Raw genomic sequence first — 25,233 nt, 5'->3', positions numbered from 1 at the left:
TTCTGGATGTAAGCGTATCCCTCGGAAATACCGGCGCAATCGGTCTTTCCGTTGGGCTCAACATAGGGCGACTCATTTAACTGGAGTCGCTTTATGTCGTTTTCGGATATCCCGCTAAAATACCGCCTTGCCGCCTTCTGGCAGTGGTTTCTAATCAGCCTGATTGTTATTACAGGCACCCTCCTGACCTATTTCCCGATGGGGCCACTGGTAGCGCTGACAGGTCGCGCCAGCTCCAAGCATCCGCAAGGAAAGGCCCTGAACGCTCGTCATAGCCAGAAGTACCTAGACCTTGGGGCGTCTGGCTGGTGGGAGTATTGGAATAGCCCCTACGCGCTGCTACGGCCCTGGAACAACTATGAGGACGGCCTGTTAGGCGAGCCGTCGGGCAAGACGTCGGCGCGTGATAAGGGCCGCGAGCGCAAGCGCTGGTTTATCTACCTATGGCTGTGCCGCAACCCGTTCAATTGGGCCAAGCGCTCAAGCCGCCTGCTGGCCTGCTTCCCGAATGACTGCGACATTGACTGGTGGGGCTCTGCTGAATCCATTACGGACAAAGCGCCGGTAGCCGAAGGCTGGTACTTCGTAAGGGCCAAGGACCGAACAACGGGCCGCGTGTACTACGGCTACCGCAGCGTCACGCTTAACAGTGACGGCACGGTCAACCAGGCGCGCATTGGCTATAAGGTTGAGCCACGGCACGCCAGAGAGGTGCAGGACGCCGACGACCTGGACAAGGCATTTACGCTGCGTTACCAGATGCACGCCGAGGCCGACTAACATGGAAAGCGTCGTACTGCTGTATAGCCGCACCGCGACGCCTCATAGCCTGGCGATCCGCTTGTTTAACGGCTCGCCTTGGTCGCATGTGGAGTTTGTGGACGGCCCCAACGTCATCGGAGCGCTGCCAGGCGGCGTGCGTATCGATAAGCTGGAGGACCGGCTGCGCAGCGTCAGCAGCTATGCCTTTGTGCGCGTACCGTGCCCTGATGCCCGCCGCGTGCTGACGATGGCGTATACGCAGCTGGGCAAGCCTTATGACTTCCTAGGCATCCTGGGCCTTGTCACACGCTTTCGTGACTGGTCAACCGATGACAAGTGGTTTTGCTCTGAGCTGGTAGCCTGGTGCTTCTCGCAAGCGCAGTGGCCACTGTTTCGTGAGGATCAGATATGGAGGCTGACGCCGCTCCATTTGTGGATGCAGGCGCATCCTACCGTTACCTCGGAAAGCGTGCGCAGGCGGCCTGCGTTTAGTCCTGTACCGTCGCAAGATATCGATTCTTGCGAGCCAGAGTAATGAGCCAATACGGTGAAATGATGCCTCACGCCGAGGCATTAAACCGATTTATCGCCAAGTGGTATAACTCCGAGCTGTATGGCGACACGCCCGCAGTTACGGAGTTTGCCGCGCGCGGTGCAGCCAAGGCGATCAAGGTCGCGTCGGGCCGCATGATTGACGACGTCAATGCCATGCTCGAAGCCTACCAACGTGACCAACAAGGGCCACATGGCAGCAATTCAAAGCTGCCGGTCATGTTTGTGGCAACCTCCCGAGACTTTGTTAATACGCTGGGCGATTGGGGCGGTCGGCAGATACCGCGCCAGATGATTGCATTTACCCGCGAGCGCAATGCGTCCATGTACGGCATGCGCCAGGCGATGCACGACGTTCGTGCGCAGTTCGTGATACTTGCGCCCGAGCGCTGGAGCGCATCGTCTATTGCGGCGCAGCTGTCCAATTACCTGGGCAATCAAGACAACCGCACGTTTATGGCTACGCACACGTTCGGCCAGTACACGATTGAGGTGCCCATTCAGATCGAAAACCCTGACGTCCAGTTTATGACGGCAGGGGAATCCAAGAACATGACGGCCCTGGTCTGCGATATCACGCTCAAAGTAACAACGCCGTTTTTCGATGCGCCCAAACCAGGCGAGCCTAACGACGGTTCGAGCAATAACCCGCCAGGCTACCCGCGCGTCACAAGCGTGGACGTGGTAGACGAGAACGTGCGCGATCAGATGGGCGTAACCGACGACGGTATCGACCGGAGCCCTGCGCCGTGATTCTGTATCTGTCGAAGACCGGCAACCAGGTGCCAGGCGACCTGGTGCTGGACACGATCCAGCGCAGCGACCTTGCGCCGGTTCCGCGTACCCTTGAATTTACGGTGCAGCTGCGTGGCGACCTGGAGTCGAAGCTTAGCGCTGGCGCGTCGGTATGGGCGGGCCGCGAGCACCTGGAATACAGCATTGTGAAGCGCGAGCGATCCGCGCCGACCGGCGTCATTCAGGGCGAAACGCCTGTGCAAGCCATCAAGTACACAGCGTTTCTGGCCAGCTGCAAGTCACTTGCGGAGCCGACGGCGCGCGCGGTTATCGGGCATAACGAGTCGCTGGCGTCGCTGTATCTGGCGTGTGGTGCGCGCGTGGCGATTGGTAATGACTTCAATGTGACCCGTTTCGCTTCACTGGTCGGCGATGTACCAAGCGTGGCCATTGCGCTGGCACTACAAGAGGAGGGCGCAGCGCTGGTCATGCGCGAGGGCAAGCTATCTATCGAGCGGCTTAACGTGCTGATGGCGCAAAAGCCTGTCCATACCATTGGCCAGGGCGATTCGAGCGCCGCGCTCAATAGCGAGCTGCTGGAGCGCCACGAGATAGCAATGGGCTTTTCCATTGCGCCGGATGGCAGCATAGTGAAGGGCAACTATGGAACGTCCCGCCGCACGCGCTTTATTCCGCGTCAGGACGCGCGAACGCTGCAAAACCTATCCAAGGTACTGGTGACGCGGCGCGTGATCGATTCAAGCCCTGCGCCGCACGTAAGAGCGGGCGATATCATTACGATAGGCGGTGTAAGTCAGCTGGTCATTACAGCTGCGCATCGTGACCGCCAGCGCAACGGCGGGATGCAGGACAACGTATCGCGTTTTTGGGTAGGAGACCTTTCGGTATGAGCCGCTGGCCTGCTGTAGTGGTTTCCTATGATCGAGACGCGCGTACCTGCGAGATAGTCGCCGAGGGCCTAACGGACGGCGCAGGCTCGCACTTGATTGCCGAGATTGAGCAGAGCCTGGGCGACCGAAGCCCTGATACCGAAATCCGTATCCTGCCTGGCGATCCTATCTGGATTGACTTTCTAGCGGGCGATCCGCGTTACCCAATCATTACCGGCTTTCGATCACGCAACCTCTCGAACATGATTGGCACGCGCCATTGGGAGCACGAGAACTTCACGATCATTGCCGACGAAACCATTGTGCTAAAAGCGGGCAAGTCGATTCGCCTGGAAGTGGGCGGCTCAACGTTCGAGCTGACGCCCGAGTCGATTGCGCAGGTGGCCAGCGCTAACACAATGAACGGCCCGCTTACGCAAACCGGCGGCGATATCACGAGCGACGGCATTGGCGTTCAAGAGCACCACCACACCGAGCACGACGGCCCGCCAACGTCGGCAGCACAAGCGTAACCGGAAAGCCCCTGCCAGGCCCTTTGCCTGGTGCGGGCACAATAGGCGAAATTCACGAGACCATTGTTATGGCAGACAACATACTTTTCGACTTTGACAACGAGTCGGACGCTAAGCGCTCGCTCAAGAAAGTCTCTCAGATCATGCTGCGCGCAGGTCAGCCGGTTGTATCAAGCAGCTATGACCTTAAGCCCAAGCGCACGGCGGGCGTAGGCTACCGGCAGGCCATGCTGACGCTGGCTAGCGGGCAGACCGTCACGCTAATGGTCAAGCTGACCGGCGACGTATTCCGCGTGCTACTGAACGGCAACGTGCTACCAATCCACCAGCAGGATGCTACCAAGGCGCTAGCAGAAATTGCCGCTGCTGCTAAGGCCAATCAAGCCAAGTTTCAAAAGCAGCTCGCGCGTAAGGCGGTCGAAATACCCAAAGGCATCAAGTCCGCTGCGCCCAAGATCGAGCATGCCCAAGCCGAGCGCATCGAGCAGCTGGCCAAGCAGATCGAGGAGGCCACGACGCGCCGCGATGAGCTTAAGGCAGAGCTTGGCGAGCAGGCGTTAGACTCGGTGCAAGGTACTGCCGAGGAGGAGGAGGAAGACGAAGACCGCGAGCCGTTCGAAGATGACGTGACGGAGCCGCTGTTTGATAGCGCGGATGAGCCCGAAGGTGAGCCGGTCAAGGTGACGGGCACACTGTTCGACGAAGCGTAAGAGAAGCCCGCCAGGTGCGGGCTTTTTTGTGCCGATTAGAACGTGTATGCCTGGTACAGCTGCATGAGTTCGCTGGCCATGCTGGTGATGGCGTTCATGGGCTGCTGCCGGTCGGCAAACGCGCAGGCCGCCAGTATCGCCAGCTGCCCGTTCTGAATGTCGGGGCTGATACGGTAGCGCGGGCCGCGTTCGTCAAAGCTATCCTTAGTGATGGCGTTATCGGGCGAGAAGCGCGCCAGGGCATCCAGCACAGCTAGCGTTTCCTGGCTGGAGCGGGCGTAATACGACGTGATGGCGTCACGAATCAAGTCGTCTGTGAATTTCATGTCAAACGAGTCCGTATCCTGATTCGTCACAACCGCAAAGCCTTCCTTGCGCTCGGTCAAAATCGGGCTTTCGGCTGCAATGGTCAGCACGTTGGTGGAGTCATCGAGCGCGCATAGCAGCGTGACCGGCCTGCCCTGGTAGCCGCCAATACTGACCTGTATTTTTTGCAGGCGTGCAGCCTTGTTTGTTTCTGTAGCTACATCTTTCATGGATATTCCGTCTATGCTGATAGGTAGCACGCTATTGGCCGAAGTGGGAATTACATGCTTACCGAACATGAGTTTAGGGAGGCGCTGGGTATTTCAGTGCCCGTCAAGAAGAAGCCAGCGTATCAGCCAGGTCCAAGCATTCGCGTGACGCTTTCCGTTCGGAAGCCTGATGGCGGACTACCTATCAGATTCGTGGACACTTACCCGACCATGAGCGAATTGCTCGCCACTATCGAAGTGCAGAAGAAGGCGCGCGCCAGCGGGTTGATACCCTGGGCCGTGCTGAGTATCGAGCGCATTACCTGACCTGTGAGCCCCCATGCTTGTCGCTGTCCGCTTTCATAGCCAGTTCCGCCAGGGCCTGAGCTACCGCAACACAACCCGAGAGGAATGCAAGAGAAAGCGCCGTCGCTGGACGCTTCGCGCCTGGCTCTTATGCGTCGATGCCCACGGAAATCTAGCGCGTGTACATAGCACGATTGATACGCCCCGCGCGATGCTGCTGGGCGAGCTTAACCCCACGCTTAGCGAGCTTCTGGACGACCTTGGAAACGATGATGCCAAGGGCATGACCCCGCTTTTTGCCGGATGGCTGGCCGTGTCGGAAAGCGCCAAAAAGAAGGGCTCAAAACGCCGCTAATCTGGCGGCATGAACGATACCTATAGCTCTATCCAATCTGCTGCAAACTCCGGTGCCTTTGGCATCAATGGGACCGCGCAGCCGTCGTTAGCTCAGACCGTCGCGGGCACCTACAAAAAAGGGCGCGTGTCTCTGTACGGCCTGGATATTGCGATTGAGACGCCGCAGGGCCAGCGTCGCATCGGCAAAACGGACGGTGCGCCCTGGTCGGTTATCTGCCAGGCCCACTATGGCTATATCTCAGGCTATGTCGGCGCTGACGGCGACGACGTGGACTGCTATGTCGGGCCGGTCCCTGAATCTAATCGCGTGTTTGTCGTGAATCAGAACGGCAAAGACGGCTCCTTTGATGAACACAAGGTCATGCTGGCGTTTGCTGACGAGGAAAGCGCGCGCACGGCATACATGAACTCATACCAGCGCGGCTGGACGGGCCTGGGCTCCATCGTGAATGCAACGGTTGCGCAGTTCTGCTGGTGGCTCAAGTTTGGCGACACAAGCAAGCCTTTCACGAGCAAGGCTTTACCCTACGATAGCGAAGACGAAAACATGACAAACATTATTTGGGACAGTGCCGCCGAGCCGGTTAGCACGAGCCTTGCGACCTTGCTGTATGGTCTGCGCCGCGAGGACACCGAAGGGCTGCTGCTGGATGCGGTCAGCGTGGCTGACATTCTGGAGGATAGCGAAGGCGTGGTTGCGCTTGACGCTCTGGTTGTCGTTAGCGCCAAGTTGCAAACCAAAATGGAGCAGATACAGCGCGTAATGGAAGGCGTCGGCGAGAAGGTTAAGCCGGTCAGCCTGCAAATTACTGGGCCATTCCGTCAGAAAGGCACAACCAACATTTGCGCGGTGTTTGAGCTGTCCGACGGCCAGACCGTGGCTATCTTCTTCCATAACCCTGACTCTACGCCGAACAAGATTCTACCAACCGACGAGCTGGTGAGCTGGAAGTGGCTGCTAAACAAGCGTGATATCACGATTCTGGTTGCGCCCGAGAATGGCCGCGACCTGAATCCGCGCGAAGTGGCGCGCCGCGTCATGAAGCTGGCCGAGAAGAATAGCGACAAGTTCGCCAAGGCCAACACGGCCCGCGCCGAGCGACTGGCCAGCATTGAATCGAACAAGACCGTGATTGCTCAGCACGAGGACACTTTGCGCGCCCTGGATGCTGAAATCGAGGACCTGGAAGCCAAGGTGGCCGCCAAACGTGCTATTCAGCCGCCGCAGCCTGGCAGTGAGCAAGGCGCAACCGAGCACCCTGAGCCGGTGGCCGACTTTGATGTTGCTGTATTTCTTGCAAACCTTGCTCAAAAGTATGGAGTGTCAGATTCTTCGCGCGTCCCGCTCGAATCCTTTGTGTCCGAGCTGGAGCAGGCCCTTCCTGCGACCTTGCAGAATCGCGACGCCATTAAGCAGCAGATGATTGATAGTCACCAGGCTTCTGTCGCGCGCAACCCTGAGACGATTGCCGATATCGCTCGCCGCTTGATTCCTCAAGAGTATAAGACTCTGTTTAGTGACGTGACCGACTTCGGAGCCGTTGCGGCAGACGGCCTGGGTATTCGAGTTCGCTTGTCGGGCAATGGCAAGTCATTTGCGGGTTTTGTCTTGGAGGAGAAAGGCCAGGATTCAATGGGTACTGTTCCGCGCCAGGGTTCCGACGAGGAGGCCATTAAGGTGATGGTCGATAAAGCGTTGGAGGCCATCGTTACGAAGCGAGGCAGCGAGACGGAGCCGCAGCCAGAGCCGGAAGCCGAGACCCCGCCTGCTGTGGACGAATCTAATCCGCTCAACTTGACGCCCGAGCAGCTGGCGCAGGTCGATGAAACAGTCGAGAACTACCGGGTGCTCAATAGCCTCAAGGCAGGCAGCCAGGTTGTAACACGCGACATGCTTATTGCTCGCCTGGGTGATGAGATTCTGAAAGACCGCACCAAGGCTATGGAGCTGCTGACGGGCACGCTCAATTCCTCCCGCGAGAAGGCCAAGACTGAGCTGGCTGTAGCTGCGCGCGAGCTGTACCGCGAACAAGTGAGTGATGACGCTATTGTCAAAACTGACGTTATGATGGTGGGCGCGGTCAAAACTGGCGCGCTAGACCTTTCGGGCCAGCCGTGGGCTAATGATTTTTACCGCCTGTTCAATATTAAGCCTAGTCAGATCGGCAGTATTGAGGCTGGCAATCTCAATGATGACGCTGCTGCCACGCTCCGCCGCTTCAAGGCAGGCAGCTTCCAGCCGAACGGTGAAAATCCAGTGGACTACCAGGCCGCTGCGCGAGCCTTTCTTGAGGGGGACCTGTCCAAGCAGCCGCTTCCGCCAGCAGGCGCTAAGGGCAGTCGCAACGTGATTGAAATAGAGGGCATTACAAATCTAGCCCTTACGCCTATCGAGAAGAATGTTAAAGAGGCCAAGAGTCCTGCTGACCGCTTCAAGGTCGCATTTGATACAGCGGCCAAGAAAGACATTCGCTCCTACCTGAACGGCGTACACGTTGACGAGGCGGGCAAGCTGATCGTATCTACTGACGGTCATCGGATGATGGTGATTAGCGATGTGGACTTGGCTGGCGTTCCGAAAAAGTCGGAAGTAGCCAAACAGATGGGCTATACCGTTGTTGACGAGAAAGGCAATTGGATCGAAGGCCGCTATCCTGATTGGTCGCGCGTCATGCCGACGTCTGTTCGCAGTGGTGAGCTGCGCCGATTTACGTCTAAGCGCGTGGCGGCCTATGCTCGCGCGGCCTTGAAGGCCCTACGCTATGTAACCGTGCTTAAGTTCATGGGCGTGCGTGTCGAGATTGGCGATAGGTTTGCGTTCATTAATGCCAGCTATCTGCTAGACATGGCGGTCGCATTCCAAAAGCTTGGCTATGCCTCGTTCAAGATGACCTGCGTAGCAAATTCGGGCCGTGATGGTCAAATTTATGCAGAATCTGACGACGGCAAGGTGCGGCAACTGGTAATGGGTATGCGCATGCAGTCTGACGTTCCAATTATCGAGCCGCTGCGCCCCGATGGAGTAGAGGGCGACAAGGCTAAAAAGACCGACGAGCGGACCCATAGCGACTGGCAAGCGGCGATTATCAGCGGCCTGGCTGAAAAGCTGGACATTACCGAAAGCGACGCCGACGCGATTGTGATGGCTAATGCCTTTGTCATGACGCAGGAGTGGACGAAGGGCACCAATGCTGAGGGCGTTATCGAAATTCTGGCCAAGCCTGCCGAGCCTGAGCCTGAGCCCGCGCCAGCACCACAACCTGAGCCCGCTGCCGAACCCGAGGACAATACTGTGAACGAGCAAGACGACCGCACTGGCGAGGCGCGCGCCTACCTGCAAAGCGTGATTGATGGCCAGGTAGACTTTATGGATACCGCATTGGCTGACCGCCTGGAGGCTATCGCTAGTGAGTTCGGTTTAGGGGAGGGCGGCGACTCCGAGCTAGAATCGCTGTTCGAACAAGCTGCAATGGCGTATTCTGACGCCGTTGTAGCAGCTGCCAAGGCAGCGCTGTAATTTCCAGCGGGCGTTAATGGCTCACTGGTGACGGGCTAAGGAAAGCCAAACATTAAAGGCTCGCTGTATGGCGGGCCTTTTTTTTGCCTGCCGGAAAGTGAACGCAAGCCACTTGCACAGCCTGGTGGATGATGAGCCATTGATTAACCTGGCCATTACTCTATGTATCTACTGGATTCAGTTTCGCCGCGCGAGCGGGTAAAGATTGGCGGCGCACTGGCAAAGCTTGCGATGCTGCTTAAGGGGCAACTCAAGGCTCTGGAGCGCCTACGCCTGGCGCGTGAAGCGGTTGCCTTGCTGGACAAGCTTGGCGTATCGGCAGGCGCGCCGCCTGCTACGGTCACGCTACCCTATGGCGACAAGGAAACGGCACGCGCCAGCCTTGAAGCGTACCTTGCCAGCGGTCTGCATGAGCTGCCAAGCGCCCTGGTGCCGTTTGAGGCCCATAACCTGGCTAACATGGCGTCATACCTTGGCGCGAGTGAGGCGGCCACGCAGGCGGCAGCTATTGCGCGCCAGGCAGTCAAGGAGCCAGGCGCGCGCGATGCGCTCTATGAGGCGGCCTATAACGAGTATGCAGGCCGTGGCGTGATAACGGGCGTTCACAGCGAGGCGGTGGCCGGTCAGATCAATGATGCCCTGGCGCGTATGCAAAAGAGCCCAATGGCTGACCCTGAGTACATGCGCCTGTATGAGGCCATCAAGGCCCGCAATGCGAACTTTAAAGAGGAGTCGGCAGCCTTACTGGAGGAGCACCGCCGCCTGCTAAGGGAGCATGACGGCAGTGAGGCAAGCAAAGCGCTTATTGCTAAGATCATTGAGCAGCGCCAGGCCCATGAGGACCGCTACCGCGCCGACCATGACGAGATGAAAGCGCAGTGGGACGCCTACGGCGCGACTCTGGAGGATTACAAGCGCCAGGCGCGTGACCAGGTAGCGTCGGAGGGTGAACACGTCCTGGACGCGATTAGAGCGGCCTCTCCGGTCACGCAGGCACAGGCCGAGAGCTGGGCAGCCAGCCAGGTGATTGAGAAGGCCGCCGCCGACGCCATGAGTCGGGCGGGGTACGCAAGGGAGGCGTTTCTTGCGGACATGGCGGACTATTACCGGCTCACTGGCGGCAAGGTTTCAGCGGTCACGTTTATATTTTCGGATGCCCGCGCCCATGCCGAGAATATAGAGTCGCTGGCAGGCGAGAAGCGCATTAACGTAGGCGCGCGCTTTGACCGCAAAACCCTGTTCCATGAGCTTTCTCACCTGATCGAATCCGACCCTATCGCAATGGCCGCTGCTAATGGCTTTCTAGTCAAGCGCCGCGAGAGCACGACCCGTTACACGATTAACTCCCTAATGAACACAGACCAGTTCAATGCGGACGAAATCGCGTACAAGGATAGTTTCCTGCATCCCTATATCGGCAAAATCTACCCTGGCGGACTTACCGAAGTCTTTTCGATGGGCATTGAGATGCTGGCCACGCCGACCGATGCCGCCAAGCTTGCAGCGCTAGACCCTGAAATGTTCGCGCTGGTATCGGGCTATCTCACCAGCGAGCTGACGCCCGTCATGCAGGCCAGGCGCGACTACCAGGAGGAGCATGTTAAGGCCCTGCGCGAAAAGGCCGCCGAAGAAGCCAGGGAGGCTGCAAGACTTGAAAAGCAGATTACCAAGGATATCAAGTACGTGGCCGCCGAGGTGACGCTTGATAAAACCGACTGGTGGGACGTTATGCAGGAGGACTACGGGAGCATCACTTACTACCTCAAGCGTACCGTGCTGGGCGAGAAGTCGCGCGCTACGTTTGTGGGTGAGAGCGGCGACTATAGGGTGTTTTCAGGATCGTTCCGCAACGAGGCTACCAAGCGAGCAAGCAAGGGCTATATGGTGCTGCATATGCCATTCAATAACGATTCTTCGCCAATGCGCGCAACGATTCACGATTCGCTTGATATGGTCAAGGTGCTAATCTGCTACTGCCGTAACATGGGCCTGACGCCCTATAATGCGTACCAAGCGCTCTTTGTAGGCGACGGTGTGCGCAATCCGCGTAAAAGCATTACGTCGCTGGCCAAATACCTGCGCCAAGAACGGGGAGAAAATGAATGACGAAGTACGATATTTTGACCCCCTACGGCGTCGCTTGCGCGCAGTGGGCCGAGGATGAAAGCGCGCCGGTCGAGTATTCGGGCAAGCAGTCTGCCATTGACTATTTTGCCGACTACCTGGACATGACCGTGCAAACGGGCCGGTTTGGGCGACTGCTATCGGCTGAAAATGTCCAGCCGGTAGACCTGCTGACCCTGATCGAAGCCGACCGCTACGGAATCTCCGTCATGCCGGATGCAGAGACTACAATTAGCATGACGAGCGAGCTGTACGACCGCACCTTGTCGGACCTGACCAAGACGGCGTAGCGCCGGAAAGCCTCGCCGAAAGGCAGTCTTTAACTAGGGGAGTATGAGCCACTGTTTAACGTGGCGATTACTCCCTATGTTTATCTTAGACGCGGCGATAACGCCGCTTGAGCGGGTGCGCATTAACGGCGCGCTTGCCGCCAAGACCAAGCAGCTCAATAGCGACTTGAAGCCACTGGAGCGCGTGCGCGTCTCTCGTGATGCGGTCGAGCTTATGGAGCGCCTGGGCATGAATGCGCCAGCGGCAGACGTCGAGGACGACGGCTTATCTGACGACCCTAGCGCCCCTAACTACCGCTATCGTGATACCGGCTATATCGCTGCCAGCCGCAAGGAGCTTGCGCAGGACCAAATTCGGGCCGCGCGCGACTCTGGTGCTCGCCTGCTGGCGACCGACCTGGACTGGTCTGCTATCGAGCAAAACCCGCGCCTGGCGACCGAGCTGATTGTAAAAAGCAACCTATTCGGGCAGGTCGATTGGGAGGCGCTTAAGACTGACGGCATGGACCCTGCTGCTGGGTTCCTGATTGACCGTATCTATGCCTCTATCGCGCCGCAGCCAAGCGCTGACACGCCGCGCGCCCGCAAGGACTACGCCACGGCCTTGCAGACGATCCGTGACCGCCTGGAGACCTGCCGCACGCCTGGCGAAGTTACCGACGTGCTGGAGGAGATCAAGGACGAGCTTTCGGGTGTGCAGCTCAATGCCGAGGAGTCGGACGACTATCGGGCGCTACAAGACCAGATAGGCGCGCTTTCGGCGAAGCTGCGCGCGCTCAAGGCTGATCGAGCGGTATTGGAAAACGCCCTAAGCACTGTGCGCGGCGACCTGTGGGAGTACCAGCGCCAGCAGGATTCGCGCATTCGTCGCAAGTGGAAGCCAGACCCCGAGCTGCAAGCCAATATCGACAAGCTGACGCCTGCTGTTGAAGCCGCTACAAACGCGCTGATCGATTGGGATAAAGCTAACCCTGAATACAAGGATGTTTACGAGACCAAGGCTGACGAGAATGGCCGGTCGATTCGCCTCTCTGGCGGAATCAATGGGCAGATACAGGACCTGTACCGGCAGCAGCGCGCCATTACCGAGGCGGCCAAGACCCGCAACATTCTTGAATCCGAGCTTACGCGCGGATGGCTGACCTTTGGCGAGCGCTTTTTCGGGCTGCTGCATTGGCGCAGTTACAAGGGCTCTGATGCGTTCGCCAGTCATGTGACCCGCGCCAAGAACGGGAAAATCACTGACTGGAGCTGGTCGGAAAAGGAGCGCACCGTCGTTAAGCGGGCCAAGCGCCAGGAGATCAATTTCCAGCTCAAGGTTGCCGAGCGTTACGAGCGTATCGGTGGCCGCCAGGTCAGTGTCGATTCAACCTTCGCGCTTAAGGACCTGCTCAACTTCCGCGACGTGCAGACCGGCAATTGGGTGCAGAAAGACCCCAATAGCGCCAAATTCCACACTGAGCAAACCGCAGCGGCCATGCTTGACCTGTCCGATATCCTGGGCATCGATGCCAAGGCTGTGGGCCTGGGCGGTCGCCTGGCAATGGCATTCGGCGCGCGCGGGCAGGGTAACGCAGGCTTTGGCGGCGCAGCGCGGGCGCACTATGAGTCGGTACACCGCGTTATCAACCTGACGAAGATGGGCGGCGGCGGAGCGCTGGGCCACGAGTATTTCCACGCCATCGACGACATGCTGGCGGAGCTGATGACCGGCCAGGCGGGACCGGCGCGCAACTATGCCAGCGCTAACCCGTCCGCTTTACCGCCAGGCGTGGTGCAGGATGCCATGATTCGGTTAAGCGGCGTCTTCCGCAGTGGTGATAAGCGCCTAACAGAAACGTTCAAGGTGACGGAAAAGGACCGCGCCCGCGCCAGGCACAACGTTGACGGGTATAGCCCAAACGGCCTGGCCCGCACGATCAAGAATGCAGGCAATGCAGAGGCCGCTATCAAGGGTATCCGTGACTACTTCATGGACCGCAACGACAAGCGCTCTATTGCCAACTGCAAAGCCTGGGTGACGCTGGCCGCTGCCTACTACGCGCCCGATGGCGAAGATTACGTGCAGGTCAAAACCGGACGCCCTGTATCGAGCTTTTATTATGAGGCCGTCCGCCTGGATGGCGGCTCAGAGGGTAAATACTGGTCAGAGCCTCACGAGTTGGCCGCGCGGGCCTTCCAGAGCTATCTGGAGGACAAGCTAGCCAAGGATGGCCGCAAAAACGACTACCTGAGCATCTACGCCGATAACAAGTACCACTACGATGCGCTGCTGGGCATCCAGTGGAACCCCTATCCCGAGGGCGAGGAGCGAACGCGCATCAATGAGGCGTTCGACGCCTTTTTCGACGCCATCCGTTCGGAGCAGGTATTCGAGAAGGCCAGCGCCAACCCTGCGCTACTGGATTCAATTTTCGGCGCAATGGAGCCCAACCAGGAGCTGGCCAACGTGCTGCGCAACCTGCGCGAATCGAGCCCTGGCGCAGACCGTACCCGCATGGCGCAGCGCGTCATGGAGCTAATCCCTATTTGCTTTTTTGACTCGCCCGAGGAGGAGGACGAGATTGTCGCTCGTGTCTCCGAGATACTGGAGGACATGGAATGACAGACCTATCTGTAATGCAGCGGATTCGTCTGTCTGCTGAGCTTGCCAAAGAGAAGGAGGCCCTTAGCGGGGCTTCCGCGCTGGCGCGTGTCGGGATCGCCCGCCGTATCACAATGCTGATACAGCAGCTGGGTGGCCAGGCTCCTAAGCCGGTTGAGCCTGAGCCGGAGCGGCTTAAAAACTTTGGCTGGGACGCCGTCAAGCTTTCGGACTACTCACTAGACCAGCTTAAGCAGCTGCGCGAGCAGGTTGAGCGCGAGCACCTAAACCCGCGAGACGAGAAAGGTCGCTACCTGGAAAATGGTCAGCCGACCATTAACCTCTACGACAAGAAAGGCCGTAAGAAGCTTGAGGCCCTGTCCTGGGCCGTCACGTACAAGCTGCAAGACAAGGCGCGCGCAGAAAAGGAGACGCCTGCACAGGTCTCCGAAGCCGAGCTGATCGACTTGAACTTGCTCAAACAATGGGGCGATACCTGGAAGTACAAGCACAGCATAGAGGCTAGCGGCTTCTTTACCGCCAACTCTAAGGCCGACGCGGTCGAGCGCGCAACGCAAGCCTACTGGAAGGCCAGGCCGGAGGATCGCCTGACGGCTGAGCAGCGATTCGAGAAGGCCAACCGCGACGAGCTTGCCGAGTCGCAAGCTCGCTGGAAGCATTTAAGCTTGCCTGAGCTTATCGCTATGCGTGACAAGCTAGGTGGAGATATAGAGTCACTGCAACGCGCTGCCCGCCGCGAGATGAGCGACGGCGGGCGTCGTACTGCGCCAGCCGTGGCCGCCGAAGGGGCAAGGCAGACTGCCGACACTAGAGCCAAGCTAAACCGCTATATCGAATGGCGGCAGAGCCAGGAACCTACAGCTGCGCCAGAGTACCCGCTATTCGCCCCGCGCCCGCTGTATCACGGCACTGGCCTGCCGTTTACGCAGTACGAAACAGGCCATCGCAAAGGCGGCAACTTCGACCACCAGGGTGCAGGCTTCTACCTGACGACCGACCAGCGTGGCTATGCCCGATTCTTTGCGGGCGCGTCTGCTGTCAAGATGCTTACCAAGATTGAGGAAGGCAGCGGCACGGAGGAGGAGCGAATTTTAGAGGATGGCGGTGTCGTCCTGGATGTGTCCCTGTCCGCAGCAGCGCGCGTGATCGACTTAACCGGCCCTGATGCACCGGCAGACTTGCTGGCGCTGGTGACAAACATCACTAACGGTAACGAACTGCGCCAGCGCGTAGTCGATGCCGGTTATGACGGTGTGGCGTTCGTTGAGCCCAACTCGCCAGAAGGCTGGATTTTGCAACCAGGCGCTATCACGGTTGTGCTCTATAACCCTGCCGTAGCAAACATTGGCGGCTATGAGGAGGCGGCCAAACTCAAGAAGCTGCCTTGGCCTGGCAGAGAGGAAAAGACCGACGAGCCCGCTCCAACGCCCGAGGTTGAGCCCGAGCCCGAGACCAGCACGCCTGCCTATGAGGTCATCGAGCACGTAACAGGGCGCGGCAAGACTCTGCGCGGCATTGTGCGCAAGGACCTGAGCTATGCCGAGGCCAAGGCTATCGATGAATACACGTTCAAGAAGGACGGCGGGTATTTCATTCGTGAAAAGCACTTGGAGTCGATGGGCGTTGCGCCTGCCGAGACTGCGCCCGCCGAGCCGGTAGACCCTGCCGAGGCCGAACGCAAGCGCCAGCAAGCCGAAGCCGACCGCCTGGCCAATGAGCAGGAGCGGGCCGAGCGCAAAAAGACCGAGCAAGTTGCCAAGCTGCGCCAGGTCGCCGCCAGCACGCTGGCCCGCGCTGAGAGTGAAATCAATGCCGACCGGCTAACCAATACGCACCGTCGAGCCAGCATGGCCGCTAGCATCATGGAGCGCGCCGAGAAAGACCGCGCCATTGCCCTGACCATTAACAACCTGGCAGACGCTATCGAGCAGGGCAAGGCCCCGCACCTGGCAGGCGTAGACAGTAAAGCGGCTGTTGAGGCCCTACAGGAGCGCTTGCGCTATGCCCGTGACGAGGCGCATCGGGACAAGACGCACGGCATGAGTTCCTATGAGGCTCACAAGGTAGAAAAGGAGCCGTACAACCTCGCTCACGTTGCTTACGCCAAGCTGCCAGAGCCGACGATGGAAGGGGGCGGCACCAGTCGCGCCAAGCTCTTGGAGCTGATTAAAGGCAAGCGCGGCGCGCCCAAGCTTGCGGAAAAGATCCGCTATGCACGGCTGATTGATTGGGAGACCTATAAGCAGCTGTGCGACATGGTCGGCAAGAAGGAGGCTGATGCCGAGCTTGGCTGGTACAAGGTCGAAACCCTGGCCAGGCTGAACCGGCTAAGCCGTATCGGCATTACAACCAACCAGGAGTTGCGCGCGGCCCTGGCTGAGTACCTGCAATTTGCGGAAGGCGCACGCGCTGAGGACCCGATAGCCAAGGCTGAGCGGGCCATTCTTGGGCAAAAGGTCGGTATCGACTTCTTCCCCACGCCCAAGGCCGAGGCCGAGCGTATGGCGCGCCTGGCGGGCATAAAGAAGGGTGATGACGTGCTAGAGCCGTCAGCCGGTAACGGCAACCTGGCTGACGCGGCCAAGGCGCTGGGCGCGAACGTGGACGTGATCGAGATATCCAGCCAGCTGCGCGACATTCTCACGGCCAAGGGCTACACCGTTGTCGATTATGACTTCGATAGCTTCACGCCTGAGAAGCAGTATGACGCCGTTATCATGAACCCACCGTTCTCCAACCGCCGCGATGCCGCGCACATCATGCGCGCGTTCGGCATGCTTAAGCCTGGCGGGCGGCTGGTGGCCATTGCGGGCGAAGGCGTGTTCATTGGCCAGGATGCCAAGGCCGTGCAGTTCCGTGAGTGGCTAGACCAGCACGGCGCAGACGTCGAGCAGCTGGGTGCCAATACGTTCATGGATAAAAAGCTGCTGGCCACGACCGGCGCGAATGCTCGCCTGATCGTGATTCACAAGTAAGGCAAGACCGCTTAAACCTCGTTTCGTGAGTAGTTGGGAAAGTGCCAAAAAGGGGGCTTGTCAAGCCCCCTTACAGTTAGCACCAGCTCCTAGAGGGCACCTTTTCATTACTCATGAGACGAGTTTTCCATGACTACACGCGCTAACTACGCAAACGAGTCGGCTGCCGATACCGAAGTAGCTTTCGACTCGCTTTATCACGAAACGAAGGGCGGCGTCGCACTGGACAGCGCAAATGGCGGCGGTGCAGTTGATTCGTTTATCAAGTCCAGCACTGAACGCATGCCTGCTTCCCTGAAAAGCACGATGGACTTCTTTGACAGCAAGCTGGACGGCAAAGCTGGCAAGCTGATCGTTGACAGCGTTCTGCAAGGCATGCGCGCTCACGAGAAGCGCCACGGCGTTCTGCCGACCGCTGACGTGATCGAGGCGGCTCTTGACCAGGTTAAAGCCTACGGCATGAGCGCAAAAGAGCTGTTGCTTGACGGCGTCGGCAGCACCGCTGCGCACGACCCGCAGTCTGCCATGCCTGAGAATATTCAGATTGGCCTGCTGACGGCTATCGCCGAGGCGTTTCCTGCCGCGACTTACCTGCCCACCGGCATCGGCTCCAACCAAGCTATCCTGGGCATCGTTTCGCACCTGTCCGCGTCCAACACTGGCGACTACACGCAAGGCGGCTCGCTGGACGGCATTAACATCGGCGGCACGTTCTTTAGCTCCGAGCGTCGCGCGGCTGTTGCGCTGGCAACCGACCGTCTGAGCGGTACAGCTGGCCTGTCACTGACCAAGGGCGGCGCGGCCAATGTCAAGCTGCTGCGTAACCGTACAATCGTTTATGTAAACGGCTTCCCTGTCGCTTACGAAAACTCCAACTCCAACGCCGCCACGGTCAATAGCCCCATTTCTGGCAACGTCATCCTGAAAGGCGAATCTTACGCCATCACAGGCGGCGTGAACCTGGGCACTGGCGCGGTTGTACTGAACTTCGCACCTGCATTGCCAGCCGGTACGAAAGTGACCGTGGAAGGTTTCATTAACTATGAAATCGATCCGTCGGTAACGCCCAAGGTTATGACGCAAGTCCAGACCTACAACCTGTACGCTGTACCGTGGCGCGGTCTGTTGACTCAGACAATTGACTCCAAGACGCAGTACCAGAATGAAATCGGGATGGACCTGCAAGGCGAAAGCTTGTTGGCGGCCCGTAACCAGGTCACTGTCGAGCGTCATCGCTCCATCCTGCGTAAGGCGCTGGAACTGGCGGCGGTCAACGTTGAAGACTTCGACTTTGACTACACCAACCAGATGTCGCAGAAGACCCGCGCGCAAATCTGGTCCGACCTGCCTGCCGTGCTGGGCATCGTTGACCAGAAGATGGCCGAGCTGACAATGGATCGCGGCGTTACGCACCTCTACGTCGGCAAGCTGGTCAAGGCGCAGTTTGAAAACCTGCCGTCCGACCTGTTCGCGCCGTCCGGCCTGACCGCTATTCCTGGCATCTACCGCCTGGGCAAGCTGTTTGGTCGCTTCGAGGTGTACTACACGCCTTGGGAACTGGTGGAAGACGAGGCCGCTGGCACGTCGCAGATTCTCTGCTTGGGCCGCTCCAACTCTCCGGCGCGTAACAGTTTCGTGATGGGTGACGCGGTTCCTGTGACTGTGCTGCCGACTTCGTTCGGTCAGGACATGAATTACGGCCAGGCGCTCTACGCCCGTAACTTCACCAGCGTCAACCCGCACCAGGCATCGGCGTGCGGCGCGGCTCTCATCAACGTTACCGGCCTGTTCAAGGCGGCGTAAGGAGTAGGGTATGACGACGCGGAAAGCTAAGGCTGCCGCGTCTGCTCCTACTGAGCAGACAGCGGAAGAAACCACCACTGTCGCCGCTCCCGAGCAAGCAAACCCGACTCAAGCCGATGCAGGAACCCCTGTACCGGCCCCTGAGTCGGGCGCGCCTGCTTCTGAGGATGGCGATTCCCCCGAGCCAGGCGAGACGCCCGAGACGCCAGCAGCTGGCGAGCAAGGCGACTCGTCTGGTAATGACCAGGACGACGAACCCGCCGCGCTGACGGCAATTCTGGCCAACCACACGCCTATGACCAAAGTCCTGCGCCCGCTGGGCTTTACGCTTGAGCCAGGCGAGGAACGCCTAGTCGTCTTTCGCGATGCCGAGCACCGCGCCGCGTGTGAAGGCCACATTAGCGAGCTGCGCGGCTTGTTCCGTTGGGACGAAGGCGAAGGGCTGCATTGGATGGCTGCGCAATGAGCAAAGTAACGGCCATCGAGCTTGGCAAAAACATGGATGCCCTGGCGCTGGCGCGCAGCTTGTCTGAGGGCTGCGAGTTCCCGCTAGACGTCTGCATCACGCATGAGCTGCCGCACGCATTGGTACTGGCGCAGGCCATTCCAACGCTGGAAATCAAGCCTGGCGCAAGCGCAGTTCACACCTGCCAGAACTTCGACCAGCTGCATCACGTAGTTTTCGGAATAGTCGCCGTGGGTGACGTTTTGGGGCGCGAGAAAATAGGCAGTGTTACGACGAAGTTGCCCAAGGGGGCTGTTAAATGACTGCTATCGCATTCTCTCGCGATAAGATCACGTATCGGTCGGGTGTCCAGCTGCTTAGCCTGGTGGGCGCCACGAATCGCGGTGTCTTATCGAATACCGACCAGATTTTCGCGACGGTCGGTCGCTTCGAGCGCGGCGCGATTGATCGCGCATTTCTGATTGACGAATCCGTGCGTGCGCGCATGATTGGTCAGCCTCAATCCATCCTGGCCAGTGCGCTGAACGAAGCGCATGTGCAACTGTATGAAGCCCTTGATGCTGGCGCATATCAGGCTGTGGTTTCTCGTCTGGTTCCTGCTGCTGCCAAGCTGAGCTTGATGGTTGCGACCGTTCCGGCTACTGCTGACGCACCTGTCTGGTCGGTGGCTGACACGCTGCCTGCTACGGCGCTGATTAGCGTCAAGCACCTGGAGTGCTTTAACGATGGCGTCAAGATCGGCATTCATGCCGTTGAAAAGACCGACGACAATGGCGCAGCCGTGGCCAGCTCCGAGATTAAGCTCAAGCTGATTGACGTTGCCAGCGGTAACGACTTGTTCGACGAGTTCCAAGGCTCGTTGATCGTGACCGACAAAGACGAAAGCGGCATGTCCTACTACCTGCCGTCCATTGTCTCCGGTCTGACCGAGTTCGTCGAAGTCGGCGTTGCCAAGACCTCTGTAGACCCTGCTGCGCCGTTCTACGGTCTGGACAGCGACGGCGTCGAGAAGTGGAGCTATGCCACGCTGAACTACTTTAGCGAGGGCGGCACTACCTACGCCAATGCGGACTATGACACAGCCATTCAGCGGCTGTGGGATACCGATATCGGCTATGGCTATCTGCATGTCGGCGGTTCGCGCAATACCGCACTTATCTCGAAGATGGCGAACTTTGCCTACAAGGTAAACAAGCCGTTCCCCTTCGACGTGCCTGGCGACTTGTCTGTCGAAGGCGTGGTTGCGTTCATGAAGTCGTTGAATCTGACGACGCATTATCCGGTTGCCTACTGGATGCCGGTTGTCTCGGATGACCCGATTAACGGCGGTAAGGCATACATCGGCGCGTCTGGCCTACAGATCGGCATGCGCTGCGCCCGTAACGCTCAGACCGACGCCAACAACGTCGCGCCAAAGCACTATCCGGTTGCAGGCAAGGCATATCCGATTGGCCGAACTGGTATGCGCCAAACCGTCAAGCTGACCGACCCGCAGCTGGATGCCCTGGCGAAAGTCGGCGTGAACCCTGTGTGCTACGAGGTTTACAACGACGGCGGCCTGTACGTCTTCCGTGACTCGCTGACCGTAGCTGCTGCGCTGACTACTGGCGATAAAAAGCTGGCTAGCACCGCAGAGATGTCTGCTGACGTGGATACGGCTATTACAAGCTTTGGTAAGGAGTGCTTGCAGAAGCCGATGAGTGTCGCGCTCAGAGACATGAAAACGTACATCGAGACGCTTTTCCCGACCCTTCAAGCGGCTGAGTGGTTTGTTCCCTCTGACGCCCTGAAAGGCTCTGCGTGGACCGCAACGATTGTGCCGAACGCCCGCTATCCCAAAGAGAAAATGGATGTTCGCTACCAAATTTCCTACAACGGCGTGGCGCGAATCATCACGGTCGGCCAGACGTTGAGCAAGTAAGGAGTAGAAAATGTATATGCAGTATGTACGTGATGCGGCGCGCGCGCGCCGCCTGGCTGAACTGGAGGCCGCCAAGGCCGCTACGCAGGCACTTGACTCCGCCAGCACTACCGCTGACGAAGGCAAAGACGGCAAGGACGAAGGCGAAGGCGAAGGCGAAGGCGAAGGCAATAAGGCCCTGGACGGCGTCACTATGCTGGACGGCGTTACCGTGTTTGACGGCGTGCTAGATGACGTGTCTGCCATTGACGCCGCTGCCATTGTGTACCAGTGGGCCGAGACTGACGACCTGGAGCAGGGCGAAGGCTATGCCGACCGCCTGCTTTCGCTGTGCGTTGGCGCGCTGCCCTATGACGTTGAGGACGACTTGACCGACGAGCAATCCGAGGAGCTGGCCGATATCGTCGATGACGTGGCTACCGTGCTGGAAAGCATGGGTGTTGCAGATGACGACCTAGTGTCCCTGCTGGACGATTGGGATAACGACGCGGGCGAGCGCGTGCAAGAGTTTGTGGCGGCGGCTATCGAAGACGGCAGCGACCCTGCCAGCTTTGTGATGGGTGACGGCTCCGACGAAGCTGCGCTTGATGCGGTCTACAAGAAGCGCGTTGCTATCCGCAATGGCAAGAAGGTGAAGATCAATAAGCGCGTATCGGGCAAGGTGATCCTGTCTGCTGGCCAGAAAGTGGCCGTGCGTAAGATGCTTATGAAGTCGCGCACCAGCATTGCCAAGCTCAAGCGTGCCAAGAGCATGCGTATTCGTCGCAAGATGGGGCTGTAAGCCATGAGCGTCTTTGATTCGATCAAGGGCGCTGCAACCACTGTGACAAGTGCAACGGGTTCCGCCATAAACGGAGCCCGTTCTACTTTGGGCGATGCAGGCAAGTCACTTGCGGGCTTTGCCTCGGACGTGGGCGTGCCGTCGTCTTTAATCAGTGGTGCGCAGCAAGTCGCCTCCGACGTTACCGATAGCCTGGGCTCTGAAATTATCGGCGCGGTAACGCAGTCGGGACCGTTGGGCGGGCTCCTGGGCGGGCTTTTCGGCAGCCTGGTCAATGGCCAGTCGGCAAAGGTCACATGGGGCAACTTAAACCCCAAGCTGATTGCGCAGTTATTTGCGTGCGACAAGAAACGCATACAGGTTCCGACCGAGCCGAGCTATGTGCTTGGCCCCATCTCCGAAGCCACGCTTGAGCTGACTCAAAACTGGCAGTCGCCGTTCGAGGGCGCAGGCCCTGAAAGCAAAGCGCCCATGCTGGCGGCAATGCTCCAGTCTGGCCAGTTCGGTACGGTGCTTAATGCTATCTCTGACGTTCTGCCATCTGAAATTACGGGCGGGAGCGTATCGGAGCAAGCGCAGCAGACCTTGAACGAGCTGGAAAACCGCACCGGCATTACGCGGCTTAACTCGCGCCAGGTGTTTACCGGCATGCTGCCTATGCGCATCAATATGACGCTCCACCTGCGCGCCGTGCGCGACTCGGAAAAGGAGCTGATGACGCAGTACAAACGCCTATTAAGCTGGACATTGCCGCAGCAGCTCTATGCCGACGGCGTGCTGGCTGGCGTGATCCGCCAGGCAGGCGAAGCGCGCACGCTGGACGATGCTGCAAAGCTTATTACCGCACTGTTTCCGTCGATTGCGCCGCTGATGGTGGCCATGAACTACGGAGGCCAGGCGTTTCCGCCAATGGTGATAGAGACCGTCGGGCATCCGCTTGATGCGCCTCGTGATGCAACGGGCCGTTACGTGTATCTGCCGGTTCAAGTCCAGCTTGCCACGCTGACCGCGCTAGACCGGACTGATATCGCAAAAATGTTTACCTAATGAGGTAGTAGTAGCATGACTGTTAGTAACGAAGCGTACCTTAACCAGGTACTGCAAGCTCAGTTGGCGCTTGGCGACAAGATTGTCAACTCCGACACGCACATGGTTATCGATGGATTCGAAGACCGAACGCTGCTGTTTAAGCAGTTCCCGATGCCGATTCTGTCGTCTGAGGGCTCTATCGAAGTGGCTTCGCCTATGGGCATCAAGGTGGGCCAGGCACAGCAAATGAATATCTTTATTCAGGGGCCTGTGCAGATGATCGAAACCAAGCTTAACCACATTCGTGACATGGTGCGCCAGATCAACGAAGGCGGTGGCTATTTCAATTGCCGTGTGTACGAAGGCACTATCGAGAACCCGACGAAAACGGCGCGCATGATTAAGTGCTGGTTCCAGATCGAGCCGATGGACCGCGATACCGAAAACCGTGCGGCGCTGGGTATCTGGACGGGCACGATGTTCGGCCACTACGTCGGCCAGGCGTAAGCCATGAAATGCTCAGAGCTGGTAGCAGCGTACCTGGCGGAACTACCGCTAGGCGTGATCCTGACCGATGAGCAGATAACGCGCAGCCTCAAGCAGGCTGTGCGTTTTTATTGCGGCTATGCAACGCTTAAAAGCGCCCCAAGTGAGTTCGAGCGCATGCAGCAGCAAGCCGCTGCCGATGGCTTGCCGATACCGCAATTTCCTGCCTATGGCCAGGGTGTTCATTCTCCAGTAGACGCCACTAACGGTTTTGAAGGTGCGCAGGATTTTGACCTGAGCGCATCGGAGCTGGCGCTTATCAAGCCCTTGTTTGACTTGTACGTCGAGCTTGAGAACGCCAAGGGGATCGAGGCCAGCCGCGCCAACGGGATCGAGGGCTTTGGGCGTAGTGCGGACGCCGTCCAAGCGGACATAAACGCGCGCCATGAGGCAATGCCAACCATGTCGTTCTACATGGGTGTCATGACGATATGAGCGTGTTTTCAAACATAGCCAACCGCATCGGCAATGATGCGCTTAGCTCGCTAGGCCGTCTCTCGCCGGTTTTGAAAGTCGGCACCGACCTGCTCAATCAGAAGCGCACCAGCAGCGTCAAAGAGGGCAAGCGCGCCTTGTTTGGCGGCCTGTCTGAGTCGAACTGGCGCAGCGCTATCGAAGACGCCATGTCGATCGATCGCGCACGCGGCAACCTGTTTGTCTTTAGCGCGCAGGCACTTGAAACCGGCACCGCACCCAACATGAACATGCTGGTGATTGACTACAGCTACTCTGCGCTAACGGTGCGCGGCGAGTCGGTCAACGTCGGAGCGGGCACTTTTGACAAGGTTGAGGGCGTCGAGGCTGTACAGTTGTCAGTGACCACATATGACGACTTAGGCGGCAGCGTGAAGACCTGGTTTAAGGACCTCAAGCGACGCATTGCGCCTGGTGATGGAACGGTAGGTCTGCCGGTTGACTACCTGGTGCGTATCACGATCACGCAGGGCGTGCCGAGCACCAAGGCGGAGAACGCCAGCAAGGCATTTAGCGAGACGTACATCATGCGGCCTGCCTCCATTGAGTACGAAGGCTCACGCCGAGAGGATGGCTTGCAGGAGCTGCGCCTGTCATTCGTCCAGTTCGATACCTTTTCCAGCCTTATTTGACATCCTCCCCGCCCTAAAGGACGGGGATTCCCACAGATGGACGCTCATGCCCGAGCGCGAGAATGTTTCTGGCCGCATTGATATCGCGGTCGTGAGCGACACCGCACTCACAGCAGGTCCATTCTCTTATACGCAACCCATTGACGCCTTTTGGCCCTGTTAAGGAGCCGCAAGCCGAACAGGTGCGGGTGGTGTACGCCTCGTTTACTTCCTTGAAAACAATGCCTGCGTGATCGCATTTATATTCCAGCATTGTTTTCAGCGTGGACCAGCCAGCATCCAGCACTGACTTGGCCATTTTGGTTTTAACGAGTTTTGAAGGGCTTACATTGCCCACGATTATCGTGCCGTAGCCGTTCACCAGCTGGCGGCTAAACTTGTGTAGAGCATCTTTGCGCCGGTTGGCGATCTTGGCATGAATCGCACGTGTTCTGGCCTTGTTTCGGCTGCGCTGGGCAATGGCTAACTTAGGCTCCAGATCACGATAGAACCTGCCATTTTCCAGCGTTCTGCCGTCACTGCATGTCGCCAAGTCTTTCAGGCCGAGGTCAATACCCACCGCGCCCTGGCCCATTGATGCCGATTCCTCAACATCAACCACAACATTGAAGTACCAGCGCCCGCGCGCATCTTCACTAAAGCTGCCTGAGCGGAATTTATGACCTGCTAGGCCGTAGCTATCCCATACTTTGAAATAGTGGCCGTTATGG

Annotated in this window: 24 protein-coding genes; 22 read left to right on the top strand and 2 right to left on the bottom strand. The window is 58.4% G+C overall.

Annotated elements, in window-relative coordinates; all coding sequences use genetic code 11:
• Positions 1-93: 93 nt before the first annotated feature.
• The 6 genes from PLU01S_RS18795 (at position 94) to PLU01S_RS18770 (ending at position 4,182) form a co-directional block, all read left to right on the top strand.
• Positions 94-780 carry a DUF7338 family protein gene (locus tag PLU01S_RS18795; RefSeq protein WP_074829567.1) on the top strand — a complete coding sequence of 229 codons (687 nt, stop codon included), beginning with the start codon at positions 94-96 and terminating at the stop codon, positions 778-780.
• 1 nt (position 781) lies between these two features.
• Positions 782-1,297 (top strand): YiiX/YebB-like N1pC/P60 family cysteine hydrolase, encoded by a 516-nt coding sequence (locus tag PLU01S_RS18790; protein ID WP_074829564.1) that lies wholly within the window; start codon positions 782-784, stop codon positions 1,295-1,297.
• Positions 1,297-2,067, top strand: coding sequence for a hypothetical protein (locus PLU01S_RS18785; protein ID WP_074829560.1), 771 nt, complete (start codon positions 1,297-1,299; stop codon positions 2,065-2,067). The genes PLU01S_RS18790 and PLU01S_RS18785 overlap by 1 nt, the downstream gene beginning before the upstream one ends.
• Positions 2,064-2,960, top strand: coding sequence for a hypothetical protein (locus PLU01S_RS18780; protein WP_074829559.1), 897 nt, complete (start codon positions 2,064-2,066; stop codon positions 2,958-2,960). Before PLU01S_RS18785 ends, PLU01S_RS18780 begins: the two co-directional genes overlap by 4 nt.
• Complete coding sequence (locus tag PLU01S_RS18775) at positions 2,957-3,472, top strand: hypothetical protein (RefSeq protein ID WP_074829558.1); 516 nt, start codon at positions 2,957-2,959, stop codon at positions 3,470-3,472. The genes PLU01S_RS18780 and PLU01S_RS18775 overlap by 4 nt, the downstream gene beginning before the upstream one ends.
• Before the next feature lie 68 nt (positions 3,473-3,540).
• Positions 3,541-4,182, top strand: a complete 642-nt coding sequence (locus tag PLU01S_RS18770) for a defense against restriction DarA-related protein (RefSeq protein ID WP_074829556.1) — start codon at positions 3,541-3,543, stop codon at positions 4,180-4,182.
• A 35-nt stretch (positions 4,183-4,217) separates the two neighbouring features.
• Here PLU01S_RS18770 and PLU01S_RS18765 read toward each other — a convergent pair whose 3' ends face one another.
• Complete coding sequence (locus PLU01S_RS18765; protein WP_074829555.1) at positions 4,218-4,718, bottom strand: hypothetical protein; 501 nt, start codon at positions 4,716-4,718, stop codon at positions 4,218-4,220.
• 54 nt (positions 4,719-4,772) lie between these two features.
• Between PLU01S_RS18765 and PLU01S_RS18760 the strand changes: the two genes are divergently transcribed.
• The 16 genes from PLU01S_RS18760 (at position 4,773) to PLU01S_RS18685 (ending at position 24,523) form a co-directional block, all read left to right on the top strand.
• The gene (locus PLU01S_RS18760) at positions 4,773-5,024 is read left to right on the top strand and encodes a hypothetical protein (protein ID WP_074829552.1); all 252 of its coding nucleotides are present in this window, start codon (positions 4,773-4,775) and stop codon (positions 5,022-5,024) included.
• A gap of 13 nt (positions 5,025-5,037) precedes the next feature.
• Positions 5,038-5,358, top strand: coding sequence for a hypothetical protein (locus PLU01S_RS18755; RefSeq protein ID WP_074829551.1), 321 nt, complete (start codon positions 5,038-5,040; stop codon positions 5,356-5,358).
• A gap of 9 nt (positions 5,359-5,367) precedes the next feature.
• Positions 5,368-8,877: a defense against restriction DarA-related protein gene (locus tag PLU01S_RS18750; RefSeq protein ID WP_074829549.1), complete on the top strand. Its 3,510-nt coding sequence runs from the start codon at positions 5,368-5,370 to the stop codon at positions 8,875-8,877.
• Positions 8,878-9,039: 162 nt separating this feature from the next.
• A complete protein-coding gene (locus PLU01S_RS18745) occupies positions 9,040-10,983 on the top strand; it encodes an ATP-binding protein (RefSeq protein WP_074829548.1) in 1,944 nt (647 codons plus the stop codon).
• On the top strand, positions 10,980-11,291 hold the full coding sequence (locus PLU01S_RS18740; RefSeq protein WP_074829546.1) for a hypothetical protein: 312 nt from the start codon (positions 10,980-10,982) through the stop codon (positions 11,289-11,291). The genes PLU01S_RS18745 and PLU01S_RS18740 overlap by 4 nt, the downstream gene beginning before the upstream one ends.
• Before the next feature lie 76 nt (positions 11,292-11,367).
• The gene (locus PLU01S_RS18735) at positions 11,368-13,896 is read left to right on the top strand and encodes an LPD1 domain-containing protein (protein WP_074829544.1); all 2,529 of its coding nucleotides are present in this window, start codon (positions 11,368-11,370) and stop codon (positions 13,894-13,896) included.
• On the top strand, positions 13,893-16,871 hold the full coding sequence (locus PLU01S_RS25435) for a class I SAM-dependent methyltransferase (RefSeq protein WP_074829542.1): 2,979 nt from the start codon (positions 13,893-13,895) through the stop codon (positions 16,869-16,871). Before PLU01S_RS18735 ends, PLU01S_RS25435 begins: the two co-directional genes overlap by 4 nt.
• 129 nt (positions 16,872-17,000) lie before the next feature.
• Positions 17,001-18,674 carry an SPFH domain-containing protein gene (locus tag PLU01S_RS18725; protein WP_074829541.1) on the top strand — a complete coding sequence of 558 codons (1,674 nt, stop codon included), beginning with the start codon at positions 17,001-17,003 and terminating at the stop codon, positions 18,672-18,674.
• 10 nt (positions 18,675-18,684) lie between these two features.
• Positions 18,685-19,140, top strand: coding sequence for a hypothetical protein (locus PLU01S_RS18720; RefSeq protein WP_074829539.1), 456 nt, complete (start codon positions 18,685-18,687; stop codon positions 19,138-19,140).
• On the top strand, positions 19,137-19,442 hold the full coding sequence (locus tag PLU01S_RS18715; protein WP_074829533.1) for a hypothetical protein: 306 nt from the start codon (positions 19,137-19,139) through the stop codon (positions 19,440-19,442). Before PLU01S_RS18720 ends, PLU01S_RS18715 begins: the two co-directional genes overlap by 4 nt.
• On the top strand, positions 19,439-21,061 hold the full coding sequence (locus tag PLU01S_RS18710; RefSeq protein ID WP_083397988.1) for a hypothetical protein: 1,623 nt from the start codon (positions 19,439-19,441) through the stop codon (positions 21,059-21,061). Before PLU01S_RS18715 ends, PLU01S_RS18710 begins: the two co-directional genes overlap by 4 nt.
• Before the next feature lie 10 nt (positions 21,062-21,071).
• Entirely contained in the window at positions 21,072-21,842 is a 771-nt protein-coding gene (locus PLU01S_RS18705) for a hypothetical protein (RefSeq protein ID WP_074829531.1), read from the top strand.
• 3 nt (positions 21,843-21,845) lie between these two features.
• Positions 21,846-22,889 carry a hypothetical protein gene (locus PLU01S_RS18700; protein WP_083397987.1) on the top strand — a complete coding sequence of 348 codons (1,044 nt, stop codon included), beginning with the start codon at positions 21,846-21,848 and terminating at the stop codon, positions 22,887-22,889.
• Positions 22,890-22,904: 15 nt separating this feature from the next.
• The gene (locus PLU01S_RS18695) at positions 22,905-23,378 is read left to right on the top strand and encodes a hypothetical protein (protein WP_074829527.1); all 474 of its coding nucleotides are present in this window, start codon (positions 22,905-22,907) and stop codon (positions 23,376-23,378) included.
• A 3-nt stretch (positions 23,379-23,381) separates the two neighbouring features.
• Positions 23,382-23,852, top strand: a complete 471-nt coding sequence (locus tag PLU01S_RS18690) for a hypothetical protein (RefSeq protein ID WP_074829525.1) — start codon at positions 23,382-23,384, stop codon at positions 23,850-23,852.
• The gene (locus PLU01S_RS18685; protein ID WP_074829524.1) at positions 23,849-24,523 is read left to right on the top strand and encodes a hypothetical protein; all 675 of its coding nucleotides are present in this window, start codon (positions 23,849-23,851) and stop codon (positions 24,521-24,523) included. Before PLU01S_RS18690 ends, PLU01S_RS18685 begins: the two co-directional genes overlap by 4 nt.
• 13 nt (positions 24,524-24,536) lie before the next feature.
• Here PLU01S_RS18685 and PLU01S_RS18680 read toward each other — a convergent pair.
• On the bottom strand, positions 24,537-25,233 hold a 697-nt coding region (locus PLU01S_RS18680; protein WP_084339935.1), incomplete at its 5' end, for an RNA-guided endonuclease InsQ/TnpB family protein.

Origin of the sequence: Pseudomonas luteola NBRC 103146, from assembly GCF_002091675.1 — a bacterium.
Taxonomy (GTDB): domain Bacteria; phylum Pseudomonadota; class Gammaproteobacteria; order Pseudomonadales; family Pseudomonadaceae; genus Chryseomonas; species Chryseomonas luteola.
The sequence above is the reverse complement of the archived record's forward strand: the minus strand, read 5'-3'. Positions and strand labels throughout refer to the sequence as shown.